This is a genomic window from Photobacterium sp. GB-56, assembly GCF_003026105.1.
Lineage (GTDB): Bacteria > Pseudomonadota > Gammaproteobacteria > Enterobacterales > Vibrionaceae > Photobacterium.
On sequence record NZ_PYNW01000023.1, the window covers coordinates 1 to 24233 of the forward strand.

The following is a 24233-nucleotide window of genomic DNA, read 5'->3' on the forward strand; positions in this document are numbered from 1 at the left end:
ATTGATCAACACATTGTTGTCATTCAAGCGTCACTACGATGCTAACGCAGATATCGAAACACTATTACCTGAGTTAGTTGCATCAGCACCAGAAGTATACAAAGGTCTTGGCCTTAAAGATCTTGGTGAGCGTATGTTTAAGTACCTAGTACGTCATAACCCAAGCCAAGTACTAAACCACGCTTACTCTAGCCTTCCAGAGATGGAAGTGAAACCACGTACTGCTTACCAGTTCGTCGTATCTGATGAAGTTGAGCTAGTACCTTCTGACAAGCTAGTAGGTCGTGTTGCAGCGAACTCTGTTATCCCTTACCCACCAGGCATCCCAATGCTAATGGGTGGTGAAAACTTCGGTGACGAAACAAGTCCTCAAATTCAGTACTTGAAAGCACTAGAAGCATGGGATGCAGAATTCCCAGGTTTCGAACACGAAACTGAAGGCGCTGAGATCGAAGACGGTAAATACCACGTTCTTTGTATCAAAAAAGACGCTCTATAATCGACTAAATCGATAACGTGTGATTACCTAAATCCCCGCTCTTTGAGTGGGGATTTTTTTATGTTATTCCATTCATAAAATTAATATCGTGCGTATTACATCGCAATCAATAACGCCAAATTACAGATATAAAAAATGCCGGCCTTAGCCAGCATTTCATGCTTATCAGCAGATAAACTTATAGCGCGATAACATTTGCCGCTTGCAGACCTTTCTGGCCTTGCTCTACGTCAAATGAAACTTTCTGACCTTCAGTTAAGGTTTTGAAACCTTCTGAAGCGATAGCACGGAAGTGAACGAAGACGTCAGCGCCGCCATTGTCTTGAGTTAGAAAACCAAAACCTTTCTCTTCGTTAAACCATTTTACTAAACCAAGTGTTTTATTAGACATTATGTGTCCCTTATATGTATTTCATTGAGGTGTCGCAACACGCGACGGCCGAAATAACGATGTTTGAACTATCGATAAAGCAAAGGGAAACACGGATAAAACAACATAAATGCGGCGATAAACAGTTTTCTTCTACGAAAAAGATGACAAATTTCAATTTTCAGCGAGTAAGATTATTAAATTAAGCGAATGAGTTTATTCGATTAATTTAATACCCTTTAGGTATTAATAAGAGATAGTGAAATTACCAATTAGTTTATTATCAGCATTAGTAATATCGCCTTTACCGGTTTTTTCACAGTATGAGAAATTAATATCCACATTATCAACATTCCCTTTCATTAATACATGTCGGGTTAATACATCACTATTTAACTGATGAATTGTTGAATGCCAAGAATATTTATTTTTTAATAAGTTAAAATTTACGTTCATTACTTTACTGCTTCTTCTGTTTGTGTATTTATTGTATTTACAGGGCGGTTTTGTTGAAACCAAAATCGTTTACGACCAAGAGATCGAGACATGAGCATATCCTTAGCTTTATCATTAACTTAAATTAATTTCTAAGATATTTCTTAGTACATTTAAATTAAAAAATGAGTATAAAATCTATTTATTATAGGTAACGAGGGAAATAGGAACGTAACGACAAATACAAACAAAAGCAGATATTGGAAGTGGTTATTATTTTCGATGGTACGGTATAACTAATTATTTTTACTTTGAAAGCGGCGCAAATAGTATATAACTCTTTGCGCCAACTTAAATTCTTATAGCGCTACAACGTTAGCTGCTTGTAGGCCTTTTTGACCTTGCTCTACTTCGAAAGAAACTTTTTGGCCTTCAGCCAAAGTTTTAAAACCTTCAGAAGCGATAGCACGGAAATGAACGAATACGTCAGCGCCGCCATTATCCTGAGTAATGAAACCGAAACCTTTCTCTTCGTTGAACCACTTAACGATACCAGTAGACATATTGTGTCCCTTATTTAATTTAAAATTCATGAGTTATCGCAATAAAAAATCACGATGCGCTGAAAGCTTGAATTATTGAATGTGACGATGAAGCTAAGGGAAACACTGAGGATGACAACAATAACGAAGAAATTCTGAGGTTTTACTTTTACTTGATGTTTCATTAATAACTCTGAACAACAGAGCGACGCCATTATTGTCTTATAACCAGTAATTGTAAAGGCTTATTTTCTATAATTTTTGGTTATCAATGTAACTCATTGATAGTAATCATTTTAAATTTAAATATCGATTCAATATCCCTCTTTTTCTCTCTTTATTTTCAATAAAGGGCTAATCACATAAGTCACAACATAAACACTTATCACACCAATCGCACCACCCAATACAACATCGAACATTCGAACCATAGCAATTGATTCTGTATGTGTCATCGAGCCAGCAGCAATGGCAATAAACATACAACGTAATGTAAAAGCGACAGGATAAGGTTTAATGACGAGAGTTAAAGGAATAAGAAACGCGGCAAAGCTATTTAGTACTGTAGCACTTCCAATAAGTGAAAATAGATAAACAGCCGCTCCTCCTAAACTTAAACCTAATACCGCCCCTCTACCTCGATGCTTAAGCTTTTTATGCATACTACTTAGTTCCCCGGTTATCACACTCACCGAAGACCAAATAACCCACTGTCCTTGTTTTATAGCGAAATATTTAACAAAAACAGCGGTCATAAAAATAGCGAAGAAAATACTTAATACCGAGTAAATGACCGCTGGTTGTTTTTTAACGATATAGGGATGATCCCTACCAATCAGAGCATATGTCCGATCTTTCGGCATTTTAGCCATATTTAAACAGACTAAAACCAATATTGGTCCAATTAAGGTAACGGGTAATTGTTCAAGTAATTTTATATACGCATGAGTAAATGTATGAGGGTTTACACGATCATAAAGCTCACAACTTAAATATAACGCGGGGATCAATATCCAATTTCCTAACGATTTTAAATTTTTATCCCAATAAGCAAAACTGGCGCAAATCGCCCCCAATAAAGCGCAGAACAAAGCAAACAACAGTGGAGAGCTTTGCACCCAATACAACACCGTAAAACCTAAAATAATAGCCAGCCAATGTAAGCACGTTTCTAATAACCCACTTAAACCTAAACTATTTTGCACACAAAAAAGTGCCCCACTCACCAACCCCAGTTGCAGGTAATGATGATCGCCGGTTATACACGCCACAATGAAACAGGGAAAAATAGCAACCGTCATGCACACAAGCGTTGGTACATCACACCATGCAGATAGTGTCTGTTTTATATGCCACTGATTATAGCCCCATGTCATTTTCATCGGCTTTATGCTCTTGTATTTGTCTCAATTACTAACAGGTAAGCTGTTCAACCCTGATCACTTCGGCAAGTCGAGAAAGCAACTCAATAGACTGTTGATGTGTTTGCTGACTGTCTGCAGCACAAGCGTCTTCAATAATCGTCACTTTATAATCGCGGTCATGTGCATCTCGGGTCGTCGATTGAATAGCTAAAGTGGTACTCACACCAGCTAAATACACATGTTCAATACGGTTGGCACGTAAAACCGCTTCTAATGGTGTACCGTAAAAAGGGCTAATTCTTGGTTTTTCAATAATAAAGTCACTCGTTTGTACATCTAAATCATCATGAAATTCAGTACCAAAGCAGCCTAACTGCAATGCCTTATATTGATTGGCCAAACCAAAGATTGGCGAGTTTTTAGGTTGGGCATAATAATGGGATTCGAATCCGACTTTAACGAGAATCACTAACCAATCATTTTTACGGGCATATGCAAGCGCTTGGTTGGCATGGGTTATCGCATTTTGTTCTTGAACATGCGTAGCACATGATGGGATTTTGCCGTCGGGGTGGACAATATCATTAATAAAATCGATAACGAGTAATGCTTTTTTCATCATAATTTTCTCTTGTTAGATCATTAGCACTTCAATTAAATATCCTGCTAAAAACGAATATTTCTTCTTGTTTTCACTGTATTTTAGTTTTTAGCAACAATAGAGAGAAACGATATATACTTACGGTTATGTAAGTTTTTCTAACAGATGAAAATGAAGCATCTACCGCCATTAAAATCGCTACCTGTTTTTCTCAGCGTATGTGAACACCTTAATTTTTCTAAAGCAGCCAATGCGTTGTGCGTCACTCACTCTGCTGTTAGTCAAAGTATTCAAAGCCTTGAAAGCTATCTCGGAAAGCGGTTATTTCATCGCACAACACGTCAAATGACGTTAACGGAAGATGGAAAACGCTATCAGCGTGCCATTCAAGAGGGGATAAATATCATTGAGCAGGCAACTCTTCGAGAGTTAACCTCTCAGCAGCAGATCTCTATCAGTATTATTCCTTCCTTAGGGCTAAAATGGTTAATTCCTCGAATGCCTGCATTACAAGAAAAGTATCCTGATATTGATTTACGTTTTTCTACGCATTCGACGTTGGCATTAGAGCTACTACCCCATAACCTTGATATTGCTATTTGTTATGGTGAGGGAAATGAATGGCCTGAATACAACGTGGTTCCTTGGAATGAAGATAGGTTGGTGCTAGTCGGTAGCCCCGCAAAAAAGCCTCTTCCTGATGATTTAAATAACTACTTTGCTGAACAGCCAACGATTTGGGTGGATCGCTCTCTACGTGATGCTGATTGGACACATTGGTGTCAAAGCTTAGGCGTCGATGTACCTAACAATACCAAGCGACGTTATTTTCAAAGCTCTGTGCAGGCTATTGAAGCTGCTATCGCAGGGTTGGGTGTTTTTGTTACACATCGAATGTTTGTCAACGATGAAATAAAAGCAGGCTTATTAGCTGAGCTTACACCCCATAGTGTATTAAGCCGTTGTAGCTATTTCATCGTCAGTAAGAAAGAAAACCAGAACAGACCAGAAGTACAAGACGTTATTGCTTGGCTGCAAGACACGCTCAAACAAGAAAAGTCAGTAACGTCTTGATAGGCAGGGAGATACTCTCTTATCTTGCTTAATAAGAGAGTATTAAAAATATTGTCTGAAATAAATTAGGCATATTGCCCAGCAACATAGCCAGAGCTCCATGCCCACTGGAAGTTATAGCCACCTAACCAACCACTCACATCCATCACTTCACCCGCAAAGTACAAGCCTTTCACTTTCTTTGTTTCCATGGTCTTTGAGGATAATTCATCGGTATCAACGCCGCCTAATGTCACTTCTGCTGTACGATAGCCTTCTGTACCATTTGGCGCGATCTGCCATTGGTGGAAGTATTCACTCAGTAATGCCAGCTCTTTATGATTAAGTTGCTTTAACGGTTTATCTTGCACATCACCACGCTCAATCAACGCTTCGATTAAACGCTTCGGCAGTAAGCGAGACAGCGAGTTCTTTAAGCTTTGATTCGGGTGTGCGTCACGCATTTCATTTAAGGTGTCAGCCAAGGTTAAATGCGGTAATAAATCTGCGGTGATCTTCTGACCCGGCTTCCAGTATGACGATACCTGTAATATCACAGGGCCTGATAAACCACGGTGGGTAAACAGTAAGTTTTCTTTAAATGAAGTACCATCTTCAGTTTCAACGACCGCAGGAACAGCAATACCAGACAGATCAGCTAATGCTTCTTTATCTTCTACATGCAAAGTAAAGGGTACAAGTCCTGCCGTGGTTGGGATCATTTTCAAGCCAAACTGCTCAGCAATTTGATAACCAAACGGGGTTGCACCCAGTTTCGGCATCGATAAACCACCGGTTGCGACCACCAGCGATTCACAGCTAACGGTGTCGGTATTAAGGCCAAGCGTGAAGCCTGAATCCGTCTTTTCAATACTATGAACATCGACTTGGTAACGCTGGGCGATATTAGGCATATCGCATTCAGACAACAACATTTGAACAATGTCTTTGGCTGAATCTAGACAGAATAACTGGCCATGATCACGCTCTTCATAGTCAATCCCGTGTTGGCACACCATGCCTATAAAATCCCATTGGGTGTATTGAGATAGCGCAGATTTCACAAAGTGTGGATTACGACAAACATAATTATTCGCGGCCACATCCATATTGGTAAAGTTACAACGACCGCCACCTGAGATCAGGATTTTACGTCCCGGCTTCTTACCATGATCAACCACCAATACAGAGCGACCACGCTTACCCGCTTCAGCTGCACACATTAGCCCTGCAGCACCTGCACCGATAATGACGACATCGTATTTATTTGCCATGAATTACTATCTGCCTTTCAAAAACACTAAGGGAAAAACGAAAAAAGGATGCTAGTCGCTAGCATCCTTTCTCTCTTGCAGCGGCTATTTTACCTACCTAATGGCGTAATACCAACCGTAATAATTTATCCTGATAGCAAACCTATTAAGCTTGCTGAGCACGCTCAATAGAGGCCAATGCCGTAGATGCCGCTGCAGGCATGTCTAATGTTGTGGTTGGGAAAGCAAAATCTGCCCCATGCGAATGTACAATCTCAACAATTTTAAGCATCACATCCTGCTGTACGTCTTTGTACTTAATCCATTCAACCGTTTTGGTAAAGGTATATACCAAGATATTAAGTGACGACGCACCGTAAGTATCAAAACTCACAATCAAGGTTTGTCGAGTATCGATATCTGGATGGTTTTGTAGCATAGTTTTAATGTCACGTACGACATCACCCACCACCGCAGCATCACAATACCGTAAACCGACACTTTGCTTAATACGGCGATTGAGCATGCGAGACGCATTTTCTACCACCACCGAGCTAAACACCGAGTTAGGCACATACATTGGACGCTTATCAAAGGTGCGAATAATGGTCATACGGAAACCAATTTTCTCTACCGTACCTTCAATTTGACGATCAGGACTGCGGATCCAATCACCCACCTTAAACGGACGATCAAAATATAACATCATGCCGCCAAAGAAATTCGCCAGCAGATCTTTGGCTGCCATACCGACAACTAAACCACCAACACCACCAAAGGTGAGTAAGCCTGATAAACTCAAGCCCAGATTTTGCATCGCAATTAAACCGCCAAACACCATGACGATTAAACGCAAAATCTTCGATATCGCATTTACGGTTGTCGCATCACGCTGCGGTCGGTTTTCCAATATGGTCTGCTCCATATTGGAAATTAAACGAAATAGCGTCCAAACAATGGTCCAGATCAGCAACAGATGACGAAGAGTCGATAATGATGTACTGGAATAACTGGTCAAGTTATCGACTAATATGCCTATCGACAGCAGTCCCGGCCAAACCCAAATACATAAGGTAATGGGGGCGCGGATCGCACTGATTAATGCGTCATCCCAAATAAACTGACTTTTTTCTGCCACTATAGCTAAACGGCGTGACAATAAGATCCATCCGCCCCATAACACCGAGCTCAACAATAACAGTAAGCCAATGTTATACATCCAATCGACAGATGCGCCCTTTTCTAACGACGACCACCAATATATGAACTTTTCCATAACGTTTCTGTTTCTCTATGATTAGCGATACGCAAAAAATAGGCTACCGATATAGCCTATCCGTCATATTATATTGAGATCATACTAAACATCGGACACCGCGCAAAGCTAGCCTAAAAACAAGGTTCTTAGTGCTCCGTCGAAGAAGTGTTAGTAGCCAAGAAAGGCAACCGCAAAAATCGCGATAAAAAAGGTGATCATAAAGGTACTGGCGAGAACAAATAGCTTACGTACTTTAATACATTTCGCCATAAAGACCGGATCATGATGCTTTTTATATTGCTCGCTGCGGATGTAATGAAATAAACGGATCTGTTTACTGACATTACCTTGAGAAGAGAAAAAACCGCGCCCATCCACTTGCTGATACAACAGGGGATCACATTCTCGCATCACCACCAGCAATGTTCTTAAGGTACTGATGTAACGAGACGTATTAACAACTGCCACTAAAAAAAGTGCGAAAAGAAATGCATCACTACTCATATATATTCTCCCAAAAAATGCGGTTCCACTCGCCGGGAGATAAGGGAGCAAATTTGCTCCCTATCAATATTAGGCTTGTGAATCCATAACAGATGTAGACTCTGCTTTTGCCATCGCGGATAAATCTTTATCAATAAAGAATAGTGCCTTACCGTCTTCACCGACTAACTCAATTTTATCTAAAATGCCTTTAAACAATTTTTCTTCTTCGTGTTGCTCTGATACGTACCACTGTAAAAAGTTAAATGTTGAGTAATCTTGCGTAGTAAATGCAACATGAGCAAGCTCATTGATCTTCTTAGTAATTAATTGCTCGTGCTCATAGGTTTCACGGAATACATCACCTAGTGATGCAAATTCGTGTTTTGGCGCCTCAATCGTACCAAGAATTGGCAATGCGCCTGTTTCGCTCACATAAGTAAACAAACGTTGCATATGTTCCATTTCTTCAACGGCATGAGCACGTAAAAATTCAGCAGCACCTTCGAAACCTTTATCCTCACACCATGCACTCATCTGTAAGTATAGGTTTGAAGAGAAAAATTCTAAGTTGATTTGCTCGTTTAGGTTATCAACCATAGCCTTGGCTAACATTGCACTACTCCTGTTTGTTTAAGTGTAATCAAGACATTGTCACTGCGCATTGTTTAGAATGCAACTAACGAAAAAAAATACTGAGATAATTCTCTTTTATTTTTCATGAAGTACGAAATCAACAGTAAAATCGCTTACTTGTTTTTGAAAAATAATTAACCACAACTCCGTAATAAGATGCGACTAAATCGATATTTTTGCCCCATACTCAATGCTAATATGAATCATACCTAATGAATATGGAGTGTCAGTTAATGGTCTATAAACATATCCTTGCCGCCATCGATTTATCAGACGATAGCGAAGTATTAGTCCATAAGGCCGCGCTATTAGCCAAAGCCCTAGATGCGAAGTTATCTCTGATCCATATCGATGTTGATTACGCTGATTTATACACCGGACTCATTGATATTAATTTAGCAGAGATGCATGAGCGTGCTGAAAATGATGCGCAAACACGCCTTCATCAACTGGCACAAAAAGCACACTATCCGGTGTCACATACCCTTGTCGGTAGCGGTGATCTGAGTGAAGAAATTTGTCATGCGATAAAAAACATGGATGTTGATTTGGTCATTTGTGGTCATCATCAAGATTTCTGGAGCAAAATCTTATCATCAACCCGCCAACTTCTAAGCCGTACGCCTGTTGATTTATTAATGATTCCACTGAAATAATCTCGCTATCCCCCTCTTAATCCAGCAGCCAACACCGTTGGCTGCTGCTCATACCTGTTATTTTCTACTCTATCTTTCATAGGCGACAAGATTAACTTTCGCTACACTGCATACCCTTAATTTTTCAAATGGATGTTGCTGGCGTAATGGGATATTTATCTGTCATCACCCTTTTATGGGCGTTTTCTTTTAGCTTAATTGGCGTCTACCTTGCAGGTCAGGTTGACCCTTGGTTTTCGGTATTAACTCGTGTCAGTTTAGCCGCGTTGGTTTTTATCCCTTTTTTACGCTTTAAACATATTCATCCCAAATTAGCGCTCAAATTAATGATGGTTGGCGCTTTCCAATTAGGGATTATGTATTGCTTCTACTACCAATCTTTTTTATATCTCAGTGTGCCTGAAGTATTACTGTTTACTATTTTCACCCCAATTTATGTCACTTTGATTTACGATGCACTCCATAAACAGTTTTCTCCGTGGTATTTGCTCACCGCAGCAATCGCTGTACTGGGTGCTGCTGTGATCAAGTTTGAAGGCATCAACCAAAACTTTATTATCGGCTTTTTCATCGTCCAAGGGGCGAACCTGTGTTTTGCTATCGGGCAAGTGGGCTATAAGCGAATTATCGAACAAGAAACCACAGAGTTGCCACAACATACGGTATTTGGCTGGTTTTACATTGGTGCTATCTGTATCGCGTTACCGATGTTCTTATTGTTTGGCAATAACGACAAGCTACCGACGACCGATACTCAATGGGGGATATTGGTTTATCTTGGTATCGTTGCTTCAGGCTTAGGGTATTTCATCTGGAATAAAGGGGCGACGTTAGTCAATGCTGGCGCGCTGGCAATCATGAATAATGCACTGGTACCTGCTGGGTTGATTGTGAATATCGTGATTTGGAATCGTGATGTGGATTATTCACGTTTGATAGTCGGTGGCGTGATCATAATGTTTTCACTGTGGCTAAATGAAACCTGGGTGAAACGCAAAGTTCAGCAAAGCCAATGGTAAATCGCTTGTTATAAAAACAACAAAGCCAGCGTTTAACGCTGGCTTTGGTTTAAACATTTAATCGTTAAATAAACGCAAATGCGTCAGCAAACATATGTTCTCTTTGCGCATTTTTATCACTGCAGAAACGCTCACGGGCGGCACCTGCCATTTCAAAACGACCACACACGTAGATGTCGTACGCTGATAGGCAAACAAAATCTTCTGCAACAGCATCCAATACATTACCGACTTTGCCTGACCAGTTTGCAGGGGCATTTTCAACTACAGGCACATAGGTAATGTTGCCGTGTTTTGCTGCTAACGCCTGCATCTCTTCATTCGCATACAGCTGATCGATACCACGCCCCCCCCAATACACAAAAATAGGCTGGGTTAAACCACGGCTAATGCAGTTATCAAGCATGCTACGGATATAAGAAAAACCAGTACCACCGGCGATCATTAGTAGTGGACGCTCACTTTCATGGCGCAGCCATGCATCACCGTGGGCAGCATCAATCACCACAGGTTCGTTGCAATCTAATGCCGCTTTCATCGCTTCTACTACTTCTAATGCATACGCATTTTGCTCTGCCGCACCAATATGTAGTTCAAGCTCGCCTTCACGACATGGGCTACTGGCAATTGAAAATGGACGCTTATCTTTCTCGCCCATTACCGCAAGCAGATATTGTCCCGCTTTGAAATCAATCGCCTGCTCAGGCTTTAACAAAATGCGATACGTGTTCGCGGCTAAGGGTTGTACTGACTTTACTTCGCACTGGATAGACATGGTTTTCCTCTAGTCTAACGTTAACACCAAGTCACTTTCCGCGACCGCTTGGCAGGTAAAAATCCATCCTTCCGCTTGTTCTTTTTCAGTGAGCATTGGCGCTAACTGATAACTCACTTCACCGGATGTTTTACGGCACAGACACATAGCACATGCCCCTACCTGACAGCGATTGGGAAAAGTAATGCCTGCGTCGAGCGCTGCTTGTAATACCGTTTGCTGCGTTGACGCAGTAAAGGTGATGTTGTTTGGCAACAGGCGTACTTGATACATAATTTTCTCTTACTACTGACTATTTGAAGCAGCAATAAATAATACTCACTCTACCGCTCAGTATAGCGATAAACAGTTAGATCTCGATCCCAAGTTGGTCCCAAATCGCATCTATTTTCGCGACAACTTGCGGATTTTTAACTATTGGGTTGCCCCATTCACGTGCCACAGCATCAGGCCATTTATTCGTCGCATCTAATCCAAGCTTACTACTTTGGTCTAATACTGACGCTAGCTGTACCGTATCACGGCTAGGATCCATACGTGTAGTGATCGCCCAAATAACATCGTTCCAATCACGCACGTTGACGTCTTGATCACACAAGATGACAAATTTTGCATCACTAAACTGCGCCATGAAGTCCCAAATACCTTGCATCACACGTTGCGCCTGATCCGCTTCAGTATTGGTAATACTTACAATCGCCATCTGCTGCTTACTTGCCGTCGGTAAGTAAATATCAATGATCTCAGAATAAGTGTCACGCAAAGCAGCTATGCCCGCTTCAACATCAAATTGCTGATCATATTTGGTTGCAATTGATGGTGTACTCGCAAGCTCAGCGTCCCATTTCACTGTTGCATCTAAGCCCATTTTAGAGCCAAGCCCAACCACAGGCGAAGCAAAATCTAATGAGTCAATTGGGGTATTATCAATGAACAAGGTATCACGCACGGGCTCCATGTGAGTTGTCATCGCAGACACCACACTGTCCCAATTACGGGCATCGACACTCTCGTCACACACAATCACATATTTGGTGTACATGAATTGGCGCAAGAAAGACCATACGCCCATCATCACACGTTTGGCATGACCCGGATATTGCTTCTTCATCGTCACCACTGCCATGCGGTATGAACACCCTTCTGGTGGCAGGTAGAAATCAACTATCTCAGGAAATTGCTTTTGCAAAATAGGCACAAAGACTTCATTAAGTGCCACACCTAATACTGCAGGCTCATCGGGCGGACGACCAGTGTAGGTGCTGTGATAAATCGGATCGTTACGCATGGTGATATGCGTAATGGTAAAGACATGATGACGCTCTTTCTCGTTGTAGTAACCAGTATGATCGCCATACGGGCCTTCATCAGCAAACTCTTCAGGGTCGATATAGCCTTCCATGACAATTTCTGCACTTGCTGGCACATCTAAGTCATTGGTTAAACTTTTCACCACTTCAGTACGACGCCCACGCAGTAAGCCTGCAAAAGCGTACTCAGATAAGGTATCTGGAATTGGCGTTACAGCCCCTAAAATCGTGGCCGGATCGGCACCGAAAGCGACAGTGATTGGGAATTTCTCACCCGGATGGGTTTCCATCCATTCACGCAGATCTAATGCCCCACCACGGTGAGCCAACCAGCGCATAATGATTTTATTTTTCGCGATTTTTTGCTGACGATAAATCCCTAAGTTTTGGCGCTTTTTATGTGGTCCTTTAGTGATGGTTAAGCCCCATGTAAGCAGTGGTGCCACATCATCAGGCCAACAGCTCATTACAGGGATTTTATCTAAATCAACCTCATCACCTTGCCACACAATTTCTTGGCACGGCGCATTGCGCAGACGCTTCACTGGCATATTGAGTACTTGCTTAAATGCTGGGATCTTATCTAACGCTTCACGAAAACCACGAGGTGGCTCAGGCTCTTTTAAATACGCTAATAATTTACCGACTTCGCGCAACTCTTTCACTTCTGTGCGCCCCATTCCCATCGCAACACGCTGTGGCGTACCAAACAAGTTGGCAAGCACTGGCATGTTGTAACCAATAGGATTTTCAAACAAAAGCGCAGGACCACCAGCACGTAAAGTGCGATCGCTAATTTCTGTTATTTCTTGATCGGGATCGACTGCTTGCTTAATTCGCTTCAATTGCCCGTTTTGTTCTAAATAGGCGATGAAGTCTCGCAGATCCTTGAATTTCATATCTGATACCACGATTGAGCTACGCCATAACCGAAAATAACAGCGTAGTGATGAGAATGATTTTCGCTAGTATAACCAGTTGTAGAGGCTAAAACACCCGTTCTGCGGTCTAATTTCGCCACCAGATGTTTCAATTAAGCTGGTTATCACCCTAGTAAATAAAGGGGTTAGGGTTTCATTGCAGACACTGAGCCCATCGATAACAACTCTTCTATATGAGCAACTAAATCAGGATCACTGCTGGCAGTTAAGAGTTGTTGTAACCAGTGACCATGACCTTGCTTAAGCAAGTGAGGCGTGATCAACAAACGTTCTATTTCGTTACCTAACTGGTTCTGTAAAAAGATTTTGGCTTTATCAGGCAATGGCTTAAAACTGGTTAAAGCGCGGTATGCTGACTCTTTTAATGAAGGGTTTGCTGTTGCTGCAATTAATTGGCTTACCACAAAATCAGAAGCGGTAACTTGAGATAAACGGTTTAATTCTGCCAAGCTGTATTGATCGGTACGGCGACGCCATAACACATCATACAACTTCGCATCATTAGAGTGTGCTGCTAAGGTTGCTAAGATGCTGTTATCTGGCAGCCAAATCAGCTGAGGATCTGAATGAAACTGCTCAACCAGCGCATTAATTGCTGGCGGTGATAATTGCGCGATCGCACGTGCAATCACTTGGCTGCGCTTCTGTTGCTGCTCTAAATCGCCTTTTAGCCATTCAGATAACGTCAATTTTCCTCGCTCTAAGTTAATCACAGCTCGCTGGCTCACTAAGTCCTTTTTCCACTCACGCAGCAGTCCATTGGCTTGATTACTATAAAAGAAAGCCATTCGGCTGACGGTATAACCATCACCTTGCTCAGTAATAGTAAACGGTGATTGTCGCTTCGCTTGAATTTTGAGCCACGCAATACGAGCAGTGTTAAAACGACCGACTTCGCTGGCGTATTTGATCAACTGGCTACGAGCCACTTCTTGAGTTAATGGTGGGAGTTGATCAAGCAGAATCTCCAATGACTGAAAATCACTGTGATCATAATAAGGTTTGAGCGCCTCAATGTGAGCAACAAATTGTGGCATTTGCTTAATATGCTGGATTTTCGCTTCGGTTATCTCTGTCGCAGAAATAGGCTGTAATGCCGAGGCGATCAGCAAGCCTAGCGCACACCAATGTCGTAACATAACGCCTCCCTAGCGAAGTAAAACTCTTCTTCCTTACCCATACCATCGCAATACAAGGTAATTTCTGTCAATAAAAAACGCCGCCCGTGGGCGACGTTTTCAAAATCTGTGACTCAGTACAGCGTATTATGACTTCTGACGACGCATCGCATCAAAGAATTCATCATTAGTCTTCGTCATTGATAGCTTATCAATTAAGAATTCCATGCTGTCAGTTTCGCTCATTGGGTGAACGATCTTACGTAGAATCCACATCTTCTGTAGCTCGTCCGCTTTCGCTAGTAGCTCTTCACGACGCGTACCTGAGCGGTTGATATCAATAGCAGGGAATACACGTTTCTCAGCGATCTTACGAGAAAGGTGAAGTTCCATGTTACCTGTACCTTTAAATTCTTCGTAGATAACTTCATCCATTTTCGAACCAGTATCAACGAGTGCTGTTGCGATGATAGTTAAGCTACCGCCTTCTTCTACGTTACGTGCAGCACCAAAGAAGCGCTTAGGACGGTGAAGGGCGTTGGCATCTACACCACCAGTTAATACCTTACCAGAAGAAGGAATTACGGTGTTGTATGCACGTGCTAGACGTGTAATTGAGTCAAGTAAGATAACCACATCTTTCTTGTGCTCTACTAAACGTTTTGCTTTTTCAATTACCATTTCAGCCACTTGTACGTGACGTGATGCTGGCTCATCAAACGTTGATGCAATCACTTCGCCTTTTACAAGGCGTTGCATCTCGGTCACTTCTTCTGGACGCTCATCAATAAGCAATACCATTAACTCACACTCAGGGTGGTTATGGGCAATACTTTGGGCAATGTTTTGAAGTAGCATTGTTTTACCCGCTTTTGGCGGAGCAACAATCAGACCACGCTGGCCTTTACCGATAGGTGATGCTAAATCAAGAACACGTGCTGTGATGTCTTCTGTAGAACCGTTACCACGTTCCATACGCATACGTGAGTTTGCATGCAGTGGGGTAAGGTTTTCAAATAGGATCTTATTGCGGGCGTTGTCTGGCTTGTCGTAGTTTACTTCGTTAACTTTCAGTAGTGCAAAGTAACGCTCACCGTCTTTTGGTGGACGAATTTTTCCGGCAATGGTATCGCCAGTACGTAAGTTAAAACGACGGATTTGACTTGGTGATACATAAATATCATCAGGGCCAGCAAGGTAAGAACTATCAGCGCTACGAAGGAAGCCGAAGCCATCTTGTAATATTTCTAGAACACCATCGCCAAAAATATCCTCACCACTCTTCGCATGCTGCTTAAGAATGGAGAAGATGATGTCTTGCTTTCTCAAGCGGGCAAGGTTTTCTAATCCTAAACTTTCGCCAAGTGATACCAACTTAGAAATCGGTTGGCTCTTTAATTCTGTAAGGTTCATAGTGGTGGGTTTCTTGTCTGTCAAAATCGGGGTTCTATATTAGTTGAGATAAAGATGACCAATAGGGCCTGGTCAAGAAATGAACGAAAATGTAATTTCTGTGCGCTAAGGTAACACTAAACGTTCTATCCGTCTAGCATAGACGTTAGACAAACCATGTACAACTTACAAATTGTCCATGGTTTGTAAAATTGCACTTATAGGTTCGCGTCTAAGAACTCTTTAAGCTGTGTTTTCGACAGCGCGCCAACCTTTGTTGCCGCTACACCACCGTCTTTAAACAGCAGTAATGTCGGAATACCACGAATACCAAACTTCGGCGGTGTTTCCGCATTCTGATCAATATTTAATTTACCAATCGTTAGCTTGCCTTCGTATTCATCAGCGATTTCGTCAAGAATAGGGGCAATCATTTTACATGGACCACACCATTCAGCCCAAAAATCGACTAATACCGGGCCAGCAGCATTGATTACATCAGTGTCAAAACTCGCATCTGTAAGCTGCACAATCTTGTCGCTCATCTTCCACTCCAACAGTTGATTTTGTTAGCTGATCTTATTTTACCAGCAAATCGTTACCCTATTTGAATGGAATACGTTTCGTATTGCAACCCTAAGCTGATATTCTATAGCAATGAAGACGACTCACATCACAGAGCGGAAATTTGCCGAGCTAGGGTTAAACCCTCTAGTTTTAAAAGGATTGGATGATAAAGGGTTCCATAATTGTACCCCGATCCAAGCCTTGGCATTGCCAGTTATGCTCACTGGCCATGATATCGCGGGACAGGCTCAAACAGGTACGGGTAAAACCATTGCCTTCCTAACCGCTACTTTTAACCATTTATTGGAGACTGCTGCGCCTGCACATCGAAAAACCAATCAACCGCGTGCCATTATCATGGCGCCTACGCGTGAATTGGCGATCCAAATTTATAATGATGCATCATCACTGATTGCAAGTACGGGCTTGAAAGCCGGTCTCGCTTACGGTGGCGAACCTTACGAGAAGCAAAAAGCGATTCTTGATGAGGGTGTGGATATCTTAATCGGTACGTGTGGCCGTATTATTGATTTCTACAAGCAACGTGTTATTGATTTAGCGAGCATTCAAGTCGTAGTACTTGATGAAGCCGATCGTATGTTCGATTTAGGTTTTATTAAAGACATTCGCTTCTTGTTCCGTCGCATGCCAGCACCGAGCGAGCGTTTAAGCCTGCTATTCTCAGCCACATTGTCCTACCGTGTGAAAGAATTAGCATTTGAACATATGAATAGTCCTGAAAGCGTTGTCGTTGAGCCGGAACAAAAAACGGGCCACCGCATTCAAGAAGAATTGTTCTACCCATCTAACCAAGAAAAAATGCGTTTATTACAAACGTTGATCGAGGAAGAGTGGCCAGAACGCGCAATTATTTTTGCTAATACCAAGCACCGCTGTGAAGATGTTTGGGGTCACTTAGCTGCTGATGGTCATCGTGTTGGTTTGCTAACTGGCGATGTGCCACAGAAAAAACGTGAGCGTATTTTGGATCAATTCACCAACGGTGATGTTGATATCTTAGTCGCGACCGATGTCGCTGCACGTGGTTTGCATATCCCTGCAGTAACGCACGTATTTAACTACGATCTCCCTGATGATGCAGAAGATTATGTACACCGTATTGGTCGTACAGGTCGTGCAGGCCTAAGTGGTCACTCAATCAGTTTTGCTTGTGAAGAGTACGCTATTAACCTAACCGCTATTGAAACTTACATTGAACATGGTATTCCACAGTCAAAGTATGATTCAGAAGCATTGTTAGACGATCTTCCAGCACCGATCCGCCTCCAACGAAATCCTCGTCAAGGTGGTCGCCGTAACACTCAACGTCAAGGCCAAGGTCAAGGGCAACAACGTTCGCGCAATAATCGCCGTCGTCCGCCTCAAAACAATAAGCCTGCGTAATAACGATAAGTAATGTATGTCTATGGAAAGAAATTCAGTATCACCGCTTTATGCCGCCATTGATCTCGGCTCAAATAGTTTCCACATGTGGATTGTGCGCGAAGTAAATGGCAGTGTTCAGACACTCGCGAAAATCAAACGTAAAGTGCGTTTAGCCGCAGGGCTTAACAACCAAAATGTACTCAGCGAAGAAGCGATGCAGCGTGGCCTTGATTGTTTGGCTCTCTTTGCCGAACGCTTACAAGATATCAAAGCCGACCATATCCGTATCGTTGGTACTGCCGCCTTACGTACAGCAGTGAACGCAGAAGAATTTCTTTCCAAGGCGAAGGCTATTCTTGGTTATCCGGTCAATATTATTCCGGGTGAAGAAGAAGCCCGCATTATCTATCAAGGGGTGGCGCACACCTCTGGTGGTAGTGATAAACGTTTAGTGGTCGATATCGGCGGTGCCAGCACTGAAGTTATTATTGGCAAAGGGTTTGATAGCAGCGCTTTAACCAGCTTAAAAATTGGTTGTGTGACTTGGCTTGAACGTTACTTTAAAGATCGCTACCTCACTTCAGCCAACTTCGAGGCGGCGATTAATGGCGCCAAAGAAGTCATTGAACCGATCATTGAACGCTATACCGAACTCGGTTGGGAATCTTGTGTTGGTGCCAGTGGAACGGTACAAGCACTACAAGAAATTATGCTGGCGCAAGGAATGGATGAAATCATTACCTTGCAAAAGCTTAAGCGCTTACAACGTCAAGCTATGCAATACGAGCGCTTAGAAGATCTTGATATTGAAGGTTTAACACTAGAACGCGCATTAGTATTCCCTAGTGGTTTATCAATTTTAATCGCGCTATTTGAGTCATTAAAAATTGAATCTATGACGCTAGCCGGTGGCGCGCTACGTGAAGGCATGGTGTATGAAATGATGGAACAAATGCGCCATCATGATGTATGTACTCGTACCATAAACAGTGTTCAGCAACGCTTTCAAATTGATACCGAACATGCCGATATTGTCAACGATATGGCAATGTCGATGTTAAGCCAATGCCCAAATTGGCAACTAGAGCCTCAAGCACAAAACTTATTGGAAGCGGCGGTAAAACTGCATGAGATAGGGACAAGCATTGAATTTAAGAAAAGTGCAGATCATGCAGCTTATCTAATCAAGCACCTAGATCTTCCTGGTTTTACCCGTGCTCAACGTCATTTACTGGCCGAAATCTTACGTCGCTACATTGGCCCTCTCACCAGCTTACCTGAGCAACATGCCCTCTCAGCTCAAAGCGCGGCGCGATTACTGCGTTTATTACGTATTGCCGTGATTATGTGCCACCGTCGTGATACCCATTGTTTACCGCCATTTAGCCTGCAAGTTGATAACGATAAGTTAACGTTACTGTTGCCTGCAAAATGGCTGATCAACAACCCGCTAACGCGTAGTGAGCTACACCAAGAAGCAACCCGTCAAACAGATATGGGCTGGCCTATGGTCGTGACATCGCAAGACTAAACATTCTACTCGATCAAAAAAGGCTCCTTAAAGGAGCCTTTTTTTATACAGCAATAGTCATAATTAACCCGTAATACCACTATGACGCAGCATTGCATCTAGCTCAGGCTCTCGACCACGGAAGCGTTTGAATAGCGCCATTGGCTCTTCACTGCCCCCTTGCTCAAGAATACAAGTTAGGAAGTCTTGACCTGTTAGCGGATTGAAAATGCCTTCCTCTTCAAAGCGTGAAAACGCATCAGAAGACAATAATTCTGCCCACAAATAGCTGTAGTAACCTGCACTATAGCCACCAGCAAAAATATGACTAAAGCTGTGTGGAAAACGTCCCCATTCTGGGCTTGGTACCACTGAGACACGTGATTTCACTTTAAATAAGGTATCTAACACCTGTGCGCCCACTTCTGGATCATATTCGGTGTATAGCGTGAAATCGAACAGACCAAACTCAAGCTGACGTAAAATAAACATCGCTGATTGGAAGTTCTTCGCTGCGAGCATCTTATCTAGCATTTCTTTTGGTAGTGGCTCGCCTGTTTCATAGTGACCAGAAATAAACGCCAGTGCTTCTTCTTCCCAACACCAATTTTCTAGGAACTGGCTTGGTAGCTCTACCGCATCCCATGGCACACCGTTAATACCTGATACTGACGCTACATCAACTTGCGTTAGCATGTGATGAATACCGTGGCCCGTTTCATGGAACAAGGTTACGACTTCATTGTGAGTAAACAATGCCGGCTTATCGCCAATCGGACGGTTAAAGTTACAAGTTAAGTAGGCTACTGGGGTTTGTAACGTGCCATCAATACGGGTGCGACGAACCATGCATTCGTCCATCCACGCACCACCACGTTTATGATCGCGGGCGTAAAGATCAAGATAAAAGCTACCGCGAAGTTTACCTTTATTATCAAAGATGTCATAAAACGTTACTGATTCATGCCAAACTTCTACACCTTCACGTTGTTTGATCTCTAAACCAAACACACGCTTTAATACTTCAAAGAGACCTGCAACGACTTTCTTTTCAGGGAAATATGGACGTAATTCTTCATCTGAAATGCTGTAACGATGTTGTTTTAGCTTCTCTGAATAGTAAGCAAAATCCCATGGCTGTAGATCGTCGATACCATATTCATTCTTAGCATATTCACGTAGCTCAGCCACCTCACGCTCACCTTGTGGCTTCGCACGATCAGCAAGATCATTTAAGAAACCTAACACTTGCTCGGTAGATTCCGCCATTTTGGTCGCCAGTGATTTTTCACTGTAGCTGTTAAACCCTAACATACGAGCCAGTTCGTGGCTCAGTTTCAGTTTTTCTGCAATGACTTCAGTGTTATCAAATTCACCTGCATTAGGACCACGATCTGAGGCACGGGTACCGAACGCTTCATACATTTCAGCACGGAGTTCACGATTATCACAGTAAGTCATTACCGGTAAGTACGACGGCATTTCTAGAGTGAATAAATACCCTTCTTTCTCTTTCGCTTCTGCGTTCGCTTTTGCCGCAAGCAAAACCGATTCAGGCAAACCGCTTAATTGCTCAACATCAGTAATGACCTTGTTCCATGCCATGGTGGCATCTAACACGTTATTACTAAAGGTTGAAGATAGCTCAGATAAGCGTTTACTGATCTCACCGTAACGCGCTTGCTCTTGTGCAGGTAAGCCAATACCTGATAGCTCAAATTCTTTTAAGGCGTCTTTGATCGACTTTTGCTGCGCTTTATTCAACGACGCAAATTTATCGCTCGCTTTAATCGCTTTATAGGCTTCGTACAATCCTTTGTGTTGTCCAACCCAGGTACTGTAATCAGATAACAGAGGCAAACAGCTTTCATACGCTTCACGTAATTCAGCACTATTTTTCACGCCATTAAGATGACCGACAGGTGACCAAATACGACCTAGGCGATCATCAGTTTCAGCTAAAGGCGCACAGATGGTTTCCCAAGTTGGCTCTGCCATTTCCATCAACACAGATTCTACATTTTCACGACAATCTGCGATCGCTTGTTCAACCGCGGGCTTAATATGCTCAGGTTTAATATGAGCAAACGGTGGCAAATCGGTCATCGTCAATAATGGGTTAGACATACGCTTTTCCTTTATTTTTTTATCTTATTATTAACATGCGCCCGCGATAGGTAAATTTCAATCGTTTGCGTGGTTTAGTGTATAAAAAGGCAAAAATTCACGCATTTACTCATGATTGTTCACTCTAAAGGTGGTGTCATGGTTGGATAATAGGTGAGAATTAACGATAATACTGTTTAACCCCTCTCCTTTTATATACCGATAGAGATTGATTTCATGCTGAGTTATCGTCACAGCTTCCATGCTGGCAACCATGCCGACGTGGTTAAACACATTGTTCAAAGCTTAATTTTGGATGCACTCAAGCAGAAAGATAAACCTTTCGTCTATCACGATACCCACTCAGGTGTAGGTCGTTACGATCTGCAAGATGAGCGCAGCGAAAAAACCGGTGAATTTAAACAAGGTATTGCACGTATTTGGTCACGTGATGATATCCCTGAAGCGATCCAAAGCTACATTGAAACGATTAAAGATCTTAATCACGGCGAAGAGCTGCGTTACTACCCAGGCTCTCCAAAAGTGGCACGCGCACAAATCCGTGATCAAGACCGTATGGTACTCACCGAACTTCACCCAAGTGATTTCCCTCTACTCCTGCAAGAGTTCCGTGGCGATCGCCAAGTAAAAATGTATAAAGAAGATGCCTTTGCTCGCTTAAAAGCGACCCTACCGCCGAAAGAGCGTCGCGGTGTGGTACTGATCGATCCCCCCTATGAACTTAAACATGAATACCAAGATGTAGTAAAAGCGATCAAGCAAAGCCATCAACGTTGGGCGACAGGTACCTATGCGATTTGGTACCCTGTGGTTTATCGTGAAACTATCGACAACATGCTTCAAGGCTTAAAAGATTTAAATATCCCCAAAATCTTACAAATTGAACTGGGTGTAGAGCCTGATAGTGAAGAGCGCGGTATGACAGCATCAGGCATGATTGTGATTAACCCGCCTTGGAAGCTAGAAAGCCAAATGCGTGACATTCTACCTTGGTTACAGCAAGCCATTGCGCCTAATCATGGTCACCACACCGTTAAATGGGTTGTGCCTGAATAAGCTCCATTGGCAATATTTCCTCCCTTTAAATACAGGCAGTGTATGCTGCCTGTACCAGATAATTCGTGCCACAATCTCAATTTCCGATGATTTAATAGCAAATCAATCGTATTTTCCGATTTTAAATCCTCGTCAGGCACCCCAATCTTTATTACACTAGCTCAATAGCTCGTCACGAATATAACGAATATTAATGGAGTAAAGTCATGGCAAAGCATTTTGATTACATCTGTATCGGCGGTGGTAGCGGCGGTATTGCATCGGCAAACCGTGCTGCAATGTATGGTGCAAAAGTTGCGATTATCGAAGCAAAAGCACTCGGCGGTACTTGTGTAAACGTAGGTTGTGTACCTAAAAAAGTGATGTGGCACGGTGCTCAAATCGCTGAAGCTATGCACCTTTACGCAAAAGATTACGGCTTCAATGTTGATGTAAAAGGTTTTGACTGGAGCAAACTGGTCGAAAGCCGTGAAGCTTACATCAGCCGTATCCACACTTCTTACGACAATGTACTAGGCAATAACAAAGTTGAAGTGATCAACGGTTTTGCCCATTTCGTTGACCAGAAAACGGTTGAAGTAAACGGTGAACACTACACCGCTGATCACATTCTTATTGCTGTTGGTGGCCGTCCATCAATTCCTGCAATCCAAGGCGCACACTACGGTATCGACTCTAACGGTTTCTTCGAACTAAAAGAGCAACCAAAACGTGCCGCTATCATTGGTGCAGGTTACATTGCCGTTGAAATCGCTGGTGTATTAAATGCACTAGGTACAGATACGCACTTATTCGTACGTAAAGAATCACCACTACGTAGCTTCGATCCAATGATTGTAGATACGCTAGTTGAAGTTATGGCAGCTGAAGGGCCAGCGTTACATACGCAATCTGTGCCAAAAGAAGTAGTGAAAGAAAAAGACGGCTCAATCACGCTGTACTTTGAAAACGGTGAATCACACAATACTGACGTACTGATCTGGGCTATCGGTCGTGAGCCAACTACAGATGCCATCAACCTAGCCGCTGCGGGTGTTGAAACCAATAACCGTGGTTTCATCAAAGTGGATGAATACCAACAAACTAACGTTCCTGGTATCTACTGTGTCGGTGACATCATGGAAGGCGGTATCGAACTAACACCTGTAGCAGTTAAAGCAGGTCGTCAGCTTTCTGAGCGTCTATTTAACAACAAACCTGATGCGAAGATGGACTACAAATTAGTCCCTACAGTAGTATTTAGCCACCCACCAATCGGTACTATCGGTCTTACTGAAGCTGAAGCGATTGCGCAATACGGCGAAGAAAACGTGAAAGTGTACAAGTCAGGCTTCACAGCAATGTACACCGCAGTTACTGCGCACCGTCAACCATGTAAGATGAAGCTGATCTGTGCAGGCGATGACGAGAAAGTAGTCGGTCTACACGGTATTGGTTTCGCGGTTGACGAAATGATCCAAGGCTTTGGTGTCGCGATGAAGATGGGCGCAACAAAAGCTGATTTTGATAGCGTTGTGGCTATTCACCCAACAGGCTCTGAGGAGTTTGTGACAATGCGCTAGGCATTAACACGAACCTAATATAGATAAGGCGATGTAGTGAAATACATCGCCTTTTTTATGCTATTGCTTTTATCAACGATACCGAAAGAGCTTAGTTTAAAAGCGTATTTTTACCTATTAACACACACCGCCAATTCATTAGTAAAACTAATACTAAAACACTAGTTTTTTTCATTTTTCAATGTTCCAAAAATATCTATAATTCGCGCATCGAAACACGACTGAATGCCTATATATCTTAGGGTTGGGCGAAGGTTGTACAGTAAAAACAGCTTAAACTTTATAGGTAATTCCATGACTCGCATCGTAAATAAAATTGT

The 24233-nt window shown here is 42.5% G+C and carries 23 protein-coding genes and 1 pseudogene; 8 read left to right on the top strand and 16 right to left on the bottom strand.

The features are described from left to right. Positions 1 to 499: pseudogene (locus C9J42_RS19660) on the top strand (arginine decarboxylase); the annotation flags it as partial. Between the two features lie 178 nt (positions 500 to 677). Here the strand turns inward: C9J42_RS19660 and C9J42_RS19665 are convergent. The 5 genes from C9J42_RS19665 to C9J42_RS19685 form a co-directional block, all read right to left on the bottom strand. Further along, positions 678 to 890 carry a cold-shock protein gene (locus tag C9J42_RS19665; RefSeq protein ID WP_006647467.1) on the bottom strand — a complete coding sequence of 71 codons (213 nt, stop codon included), beginning with the start codon at positions 888 to 890 and terminating at the stop codon, positions 678 to 680. A gap of 225 nt (positions 891 to 1115) precedes the next feature. Beyond that, complete coding sequence (locus tag C9J42_RS19670) at positions 1116 to 1325, bottom strand: hypothetical protein (RefSeq protein ID WP_107291380.1); 210 nt, start codon at positions 1323 to 1325, stop codon at positions 1116 to 1118. Positions 1326 to 1663: 338 nt separating this feature from the next. Continuing rightward, on the bottom strand, positions 1664 to 1897 hold the full coding sequence (locus tag C9J42_RS19675; protein WP_039861059.1) for a cold-shock protein: 234 nt from the start codon (positions 1895 to 1897) through the stop codon (positions 1664 to 1666). Between the two features lie 263 nt (positions 1898 to 2160). Further along, complete coding sequence (locus C9J42_RS19680) at positions 2161 to 3228, bottom strand: FUSC family protein (RefSeq protein ID WP_107247868.1); 1068 nt, start codon at positions 3226 to 3228, stop codon at positions 2161 to 2163. A gap of 31 nt (positions 3229 to 3259) precedes the next feature. Continuing rightward, the gene (locus C9J42_RS19685) at positions 3260 to 3829 is read right to left on the bottom strand and encodes an isochorismatase family cysteine hydrolase (protein ID WP_107208578.1); all 570 of its coding nucleotides are present in this window, start codon (positions 3827 to 3829) and stop codon (positions 3260 to 3262) included. Positions 3830 to 3976: 147 nt separating this feature from the next. Here C9J42_RS19685 and C9J42_RS19690 point away from each other — a divergent pair, with 147 nt between their 5' ends. Further along, positions 3977 to 4885 (top strand): LysR substrate-binding domain-containing protein, encoded by a 909-nt coding sequence (locus C9J42_RS19690; protein WP_107288073.1) that lies wholly within the window; start codon positions 3977 to 3979, stop codon positions 4883 to 4885. Between the two features lie 65 nt (positions 4886 to 4950). Here C9J42_RS19690 and C9J42_RS19695 read toward each other — a convergent pair whose 3' ends face one another. The 4 genes from C9J42_RS19695 to ftnA all read right to left on the bottom strand — a co-directional run bounded on the left by C9J42_RS19695 (position 4951) and on the right by ftnA (position 8473). Then, positions 4951 to 6138: an NAD(P)/FAD-dependent oxidoreductase gene (locus C9J42_RS19695; RefSeq protein WP_107261870.1), complete on the bottom strand. Its 1188-nt coding sequence runs from the start codon at positions 6136 to 6138 to the stop codon at positions 4951 to 4953. Positions 6139 to 6283: 145 nt separating this feature from the next. Beyond that, the gene (locus C9J42_RS19700; protein ID WP_107208570.1) at positions 6284 to 7393 is read right to left on the bottom strand and encodes a mechanosensitive ion channel family protein; all 1110 of its coding nucleotides are present in this window, start codon (positions 7391 to 7393) and stop codon (positions 6284 to 6286) included. A 150-nt stretch (positions 7394 to 7543) separates the two neighbouring features. Next, positions 7544 to 7879, bottom strand: a complete 336-nt coding sequence (gene uspB / locus C9J42_RS19705; RefSeq protein WP_105061214.1) for a universal stress protein UspB — start codon at positions 7877 to 7879, stop codon at positions 7544 to 7546. Positions 7880 to 7948: 69 nt separating this feature from the next. Further along, a complete protein-coding gene (ftnA, locus tag C9J42_RS19710) occupies positions 7949 to 8473 on the bottom strand; it encodes a non-heme ferritin (RefSeq protein WP_107208569.1) in 525 nt (174 codons plus the stop codon). 254 nt (positions 8474 to 8727) lie between these two features. On the opposite strand from ftnA, the gene C9J42_RS19715 reads away from it, so the two are divergent. Further along, a complete protein-coding gene (locus tag C9J42_RS19715; RefSeq protein ID WP_107208568.1) occupies positions 8728 to 9150 on the top strand; it encodes a universal stress protein in 423 nt (140 codons plus the stop codon). Between the two features lie 146 nt (positions 9151 to 9296). Beyond that, positions 9297 to 10169, top strand: a complete 873-nt coding sequence (locus C9J42_RS19720) for a carboxylate/amino acid/amine transporter (protein ID WP_107291382.1) — start codon at positions 9297 to 9299, stop codon at positions 10167 to 10169. A gap of 64 nt (positions 10170 to 10233) precedes the next feature. Here the strand turns inward: C9J42_RS19720 and fre are convergent, their stop codons facing one another. From fre to trxA, 6 genes are all read right to left on the bottom strand, one after another. Further along, the gene (gene fre / locus C9J42_RS19725; RefSeq protein ID WP_107247864.1) at positions 10234 to 10944 is read right to left on the bottom strand and encodes an NAD(P)H-flavin reductase; all 711 of its coding nucleotides are present in this window, start codon (positions 10942 to 10944) and stop codon (positions 10234 to 10236) included. A gap of 9 nt (positions 10945 to 10953) precedes the next feature. Beyond that, positions 10954 to 11220 carry a 2Fe-2S iron-sulfur cluster-binding protein gene (locus tag C9J42_RS19730; RefSeq protein ID WP_199187169.1) on the bottom strand — a complete coding sequence of 89 codons (267 nt, stop codon included), beginning with the start codon at positions 11218 to 11220 and terminating at the stop codon, positions 10954 to 10956. Between the two features lie 73 nt (positions 11221 to 11293). After that, positions 11294 to 13153 (bottom strand): 4-hydroxy-3-polyprenylbenzoate decarboxylase, encoded by a 1860-nt coding sequence (ubiD, locus tag C9J42_RS19735; RefSeq protein ID WP_107288075.1) that lies wholly within the window; start codon positions 13151 to 13153, stop codon positions 11294 to 11296. A 167-nt stretch (positions 13154 to 13320) separates the two neighbouring features. Continuing rightward, positions 13321 to 14334, bottom strand: coding sequence for a hypothetical protein (locus C9J42_RS19740; protein WP_107208565.1), 1014 nt, complete (start codon positions 14332 to 14334; stop codon positions 13321 to 13323). Positions 14335 to 14460: 126 nt separating this feature from the next. Continuing rightward, a complete protein-coding gene (gene rho / locus C9J42_RS19745) occupies positions 14461 to 15726 on the bottom strand; it encodes a transcription termination factor Rho (protein ID WP_005372168.1) in 1266 nt (421 codons plus the stop codon). Between the two features lie 197 nt (positions 15727 to 15923). Then, positions 15924 to 16250, bottom strand: a complete 327-nt coding sequence (gene trxA / locus C9J42_RS19750) for a thioredoxin TrxA (RefSeq protein ID WP_005372169.1) — start codon at positions 16248 to 16250, stop codon at positions 15924 to 15926. Positions 16251 to 16362: 112 nt separating this feature from the next. Here trxA and rhlB point away from each other — a divergent pair, with 112 nt between their 5' ends. Together rhlB and gppA are read left to right on the top strand one after the other, a co-directional pair. Further along, positions 16363 to 17676, top strand: a complete 1314-nt coding sequence (rhlB, locus tag C9J42_RS19755; protein WP_107208564.1) for an ATP-dependent RNA helicase RhlB — start codon at positions 16363 to 16365, stop codon at positions 17674 to 17676. 22 nt (positions 17677 to 17698) lie between these two features. Beyond that, positions 17699 to 19189 (top strand): guanosine-5'-triphosphate,3'-diphosphate diphosphatase, encoded by a 1491-nt coding sequence (gppA, locus tag C9J42_RS19760; RefSeq protein WP_107208576.1) that lies wholly within the window; start codon positions 17699 to 17701, stop codon positions 19187 to 19189. Positions 19190 to 19252: 63 nt separating this feature from the next. On the opposite strand, the gene prlC is transcribed toward gppA, so the two are convergent. Then, a complete protein-coding gene (gene prlC, locus C9J42_RS19765; protein ID WP_107288076.1) occupies positions 19253 to 21295 on the bottom strand; it encodes an oligopeptidase A in 2043 nt (680 codons plus the stop codon). A 216-nt stretch (positions 21296 to 21511) separates the two neighbouring features. Between prlC and C9J42_RS19770 the strand changes: the two genes are divergently transcribed. Then, the gene (locus tag C9J42_RS19770; protein WP_107247861.1) at positions 21512 to 22351 is read left to right on the top strand and encodes a 23S rRNA (adenine(2030)-N(6))-methyltransferase RlmJ; all 840 of its coding nucleotides are present in this window, start codon (positions 21512 to 21514) and stop codon (positions 22349 to 22351) included. A gap of 206 nt (positions 22352 to 22557) precedes the next feature. After that, complete coding sequence (gorA, locus tag C9J42_RS19775) at positions 22558 to 23913, top strand: glutathione-disulfide reductase (RefSeq protein WP_107208561.1); 1356 nt, start codon at positions 22558 to 22560, stop codon at positions 23911 to 23913. The last annotated feature ends 320 nt before the right edge of the window (positions 23914 to 24233 follow it).

Coding starts and splice junctions, on each gene's coding strand:
- C9J42_RS19665 (WP_006647467.1), bottom strand. CDS start 890: ATGTCTAATAAAACACTTGGTTTAGTAAAATGGTTTAACGAAGAGAAA.
- C9J42_RS19670 (WP_107291380.1), bottom strand. CDS start 1,325: ATGAACGTAAATTTTAACTTATTAAAAAATAAATATTCTTGGCATTCA.
- C9J42_RS19675 (WP_039861059.1), bottom strand. CDS start 1,897: ATGAATTTTAAATTAAATAAGGGACACAATATGTCTACTGGTATCGTT.
- C9J42_RS19680 (WP_107247868.1), bottom strand. CDS start 3,228: ATGAAAATGACATGGGGCTATAATCAGTGGCATATAAAACAGACACTA.
- C9J42_RS19685 (WP_107208578.1), bottom strand. CDS start 3,829: ATGAAAAAAGCATTACTCGTTATCGATTTTATTAATGATATTGTCCAC.
- C9J42_RS19690 (WP_107288073.1), top strand. CDS start 3,977: ATGAAAATGAAGCATCTACCGCCATTAAAATCGCTACCTGTTTTTCTC.
- C9J42_RS19695 (WP_107261870.1), bottom strand. CDS start 6,138: ATGGCAAATAAATACGATGTCGTCATTATCGGTGCAGGTGCTGCAGGG.
- C9J42_RS19700 (WP_107208570.1), bottom strand. CDS start 7,393: ATGGAAAAGTTCATATATTGGTGGTCGTCGTTAGAAAAGGGCGCATCT.
- uspB (WP_105061214.1), bottom strand. CDS start 7,879: ATGAGTAGTGATGCATTTCTTTTCGCACTTTTTTTAGTGGCAGTTGTT.
- ftnA (WP_107208569.1), bottom strand. CDS start 8,473: ATGTTAGCCAAGGCTATGGTTGATAACCTAAACGAGCAAATCAACTTA.
- C9J42_RS19715 (WP_107208568.1), top strand. CDS start 8,728: ATGGTCTATAAACATATCCTTGCCGCCATCGATTTATCAGACGATAGC.
- C9J42_RS19720 (WP_107291382.1), top strand. CDS start 9,297: ATGGGATATTTATCTGTCATCACCCTTTTATGGGCGTTTTCTTTTAGC.
- fre (WP_107247864.1), bottom strand. CDS start 10,944: ATGTCTATCCAGTGCGAAGTAAAGTCAGTACAACCCTTAGCCGCGAAC.
- ubiD (WP_107288075.1), bottom strand. CDS start 13,153: ATGAAATTCAAGGATCTGCGAGACTTCATCGCCTATTTAGAACAAAAC.
- C9J42_RS19740 (WP_107208565.1), bottom strand. CDS start 14,334: ATGTTACGACATTGGTGTGCGCTAGGCTTGCTGATCGCCTCGGCATTA.
- rho (WP_005372168.1), bottom strand. CDS start 15,726: ATGAACCTTACAGAATTAAAGAGCCAACCGATTTCTAAGTTGGTATCA.
- trxA (WP_005372169.1), bottom strand. CDS start 16,250: ATGAGCGACAAGATTGTGCAGCTTACAGATGCGAGTTTTGACACTGAT.
- rhlB (WP_107208564.1), top strand. CDS start 16,363: ATGAAGACGACTCACATCACAGAGCGGAAATTTGCCGAGCTAGGGTTA.
- gppA (WP_107208576.1), top strand. CDS start 17,699: ATGGAAAGAAATTCAGTATCACCGCTTTATGCCGCCATTGATCTCGGC.
- prlC (WP_107288076.1), bottom strand. CDS start 21,295: ATGTCTAACCCATTATTGACGATGACCGATTTGCCACCGTTTGCTCAT.
- C9J42_RS19770 (WP_107247861.1), top strand. CDS start 21,512: ATGCTGAGTTATCGTCACAGCTTCCATGCTGGCAACCATGCCGACGTG.
- gorA (WP_107208561.1), top strand. CDS start 22,558: ATGGCAAAGCATTTTGATTACATCTGTATCGGCGGTGGTAGCGGCGGT.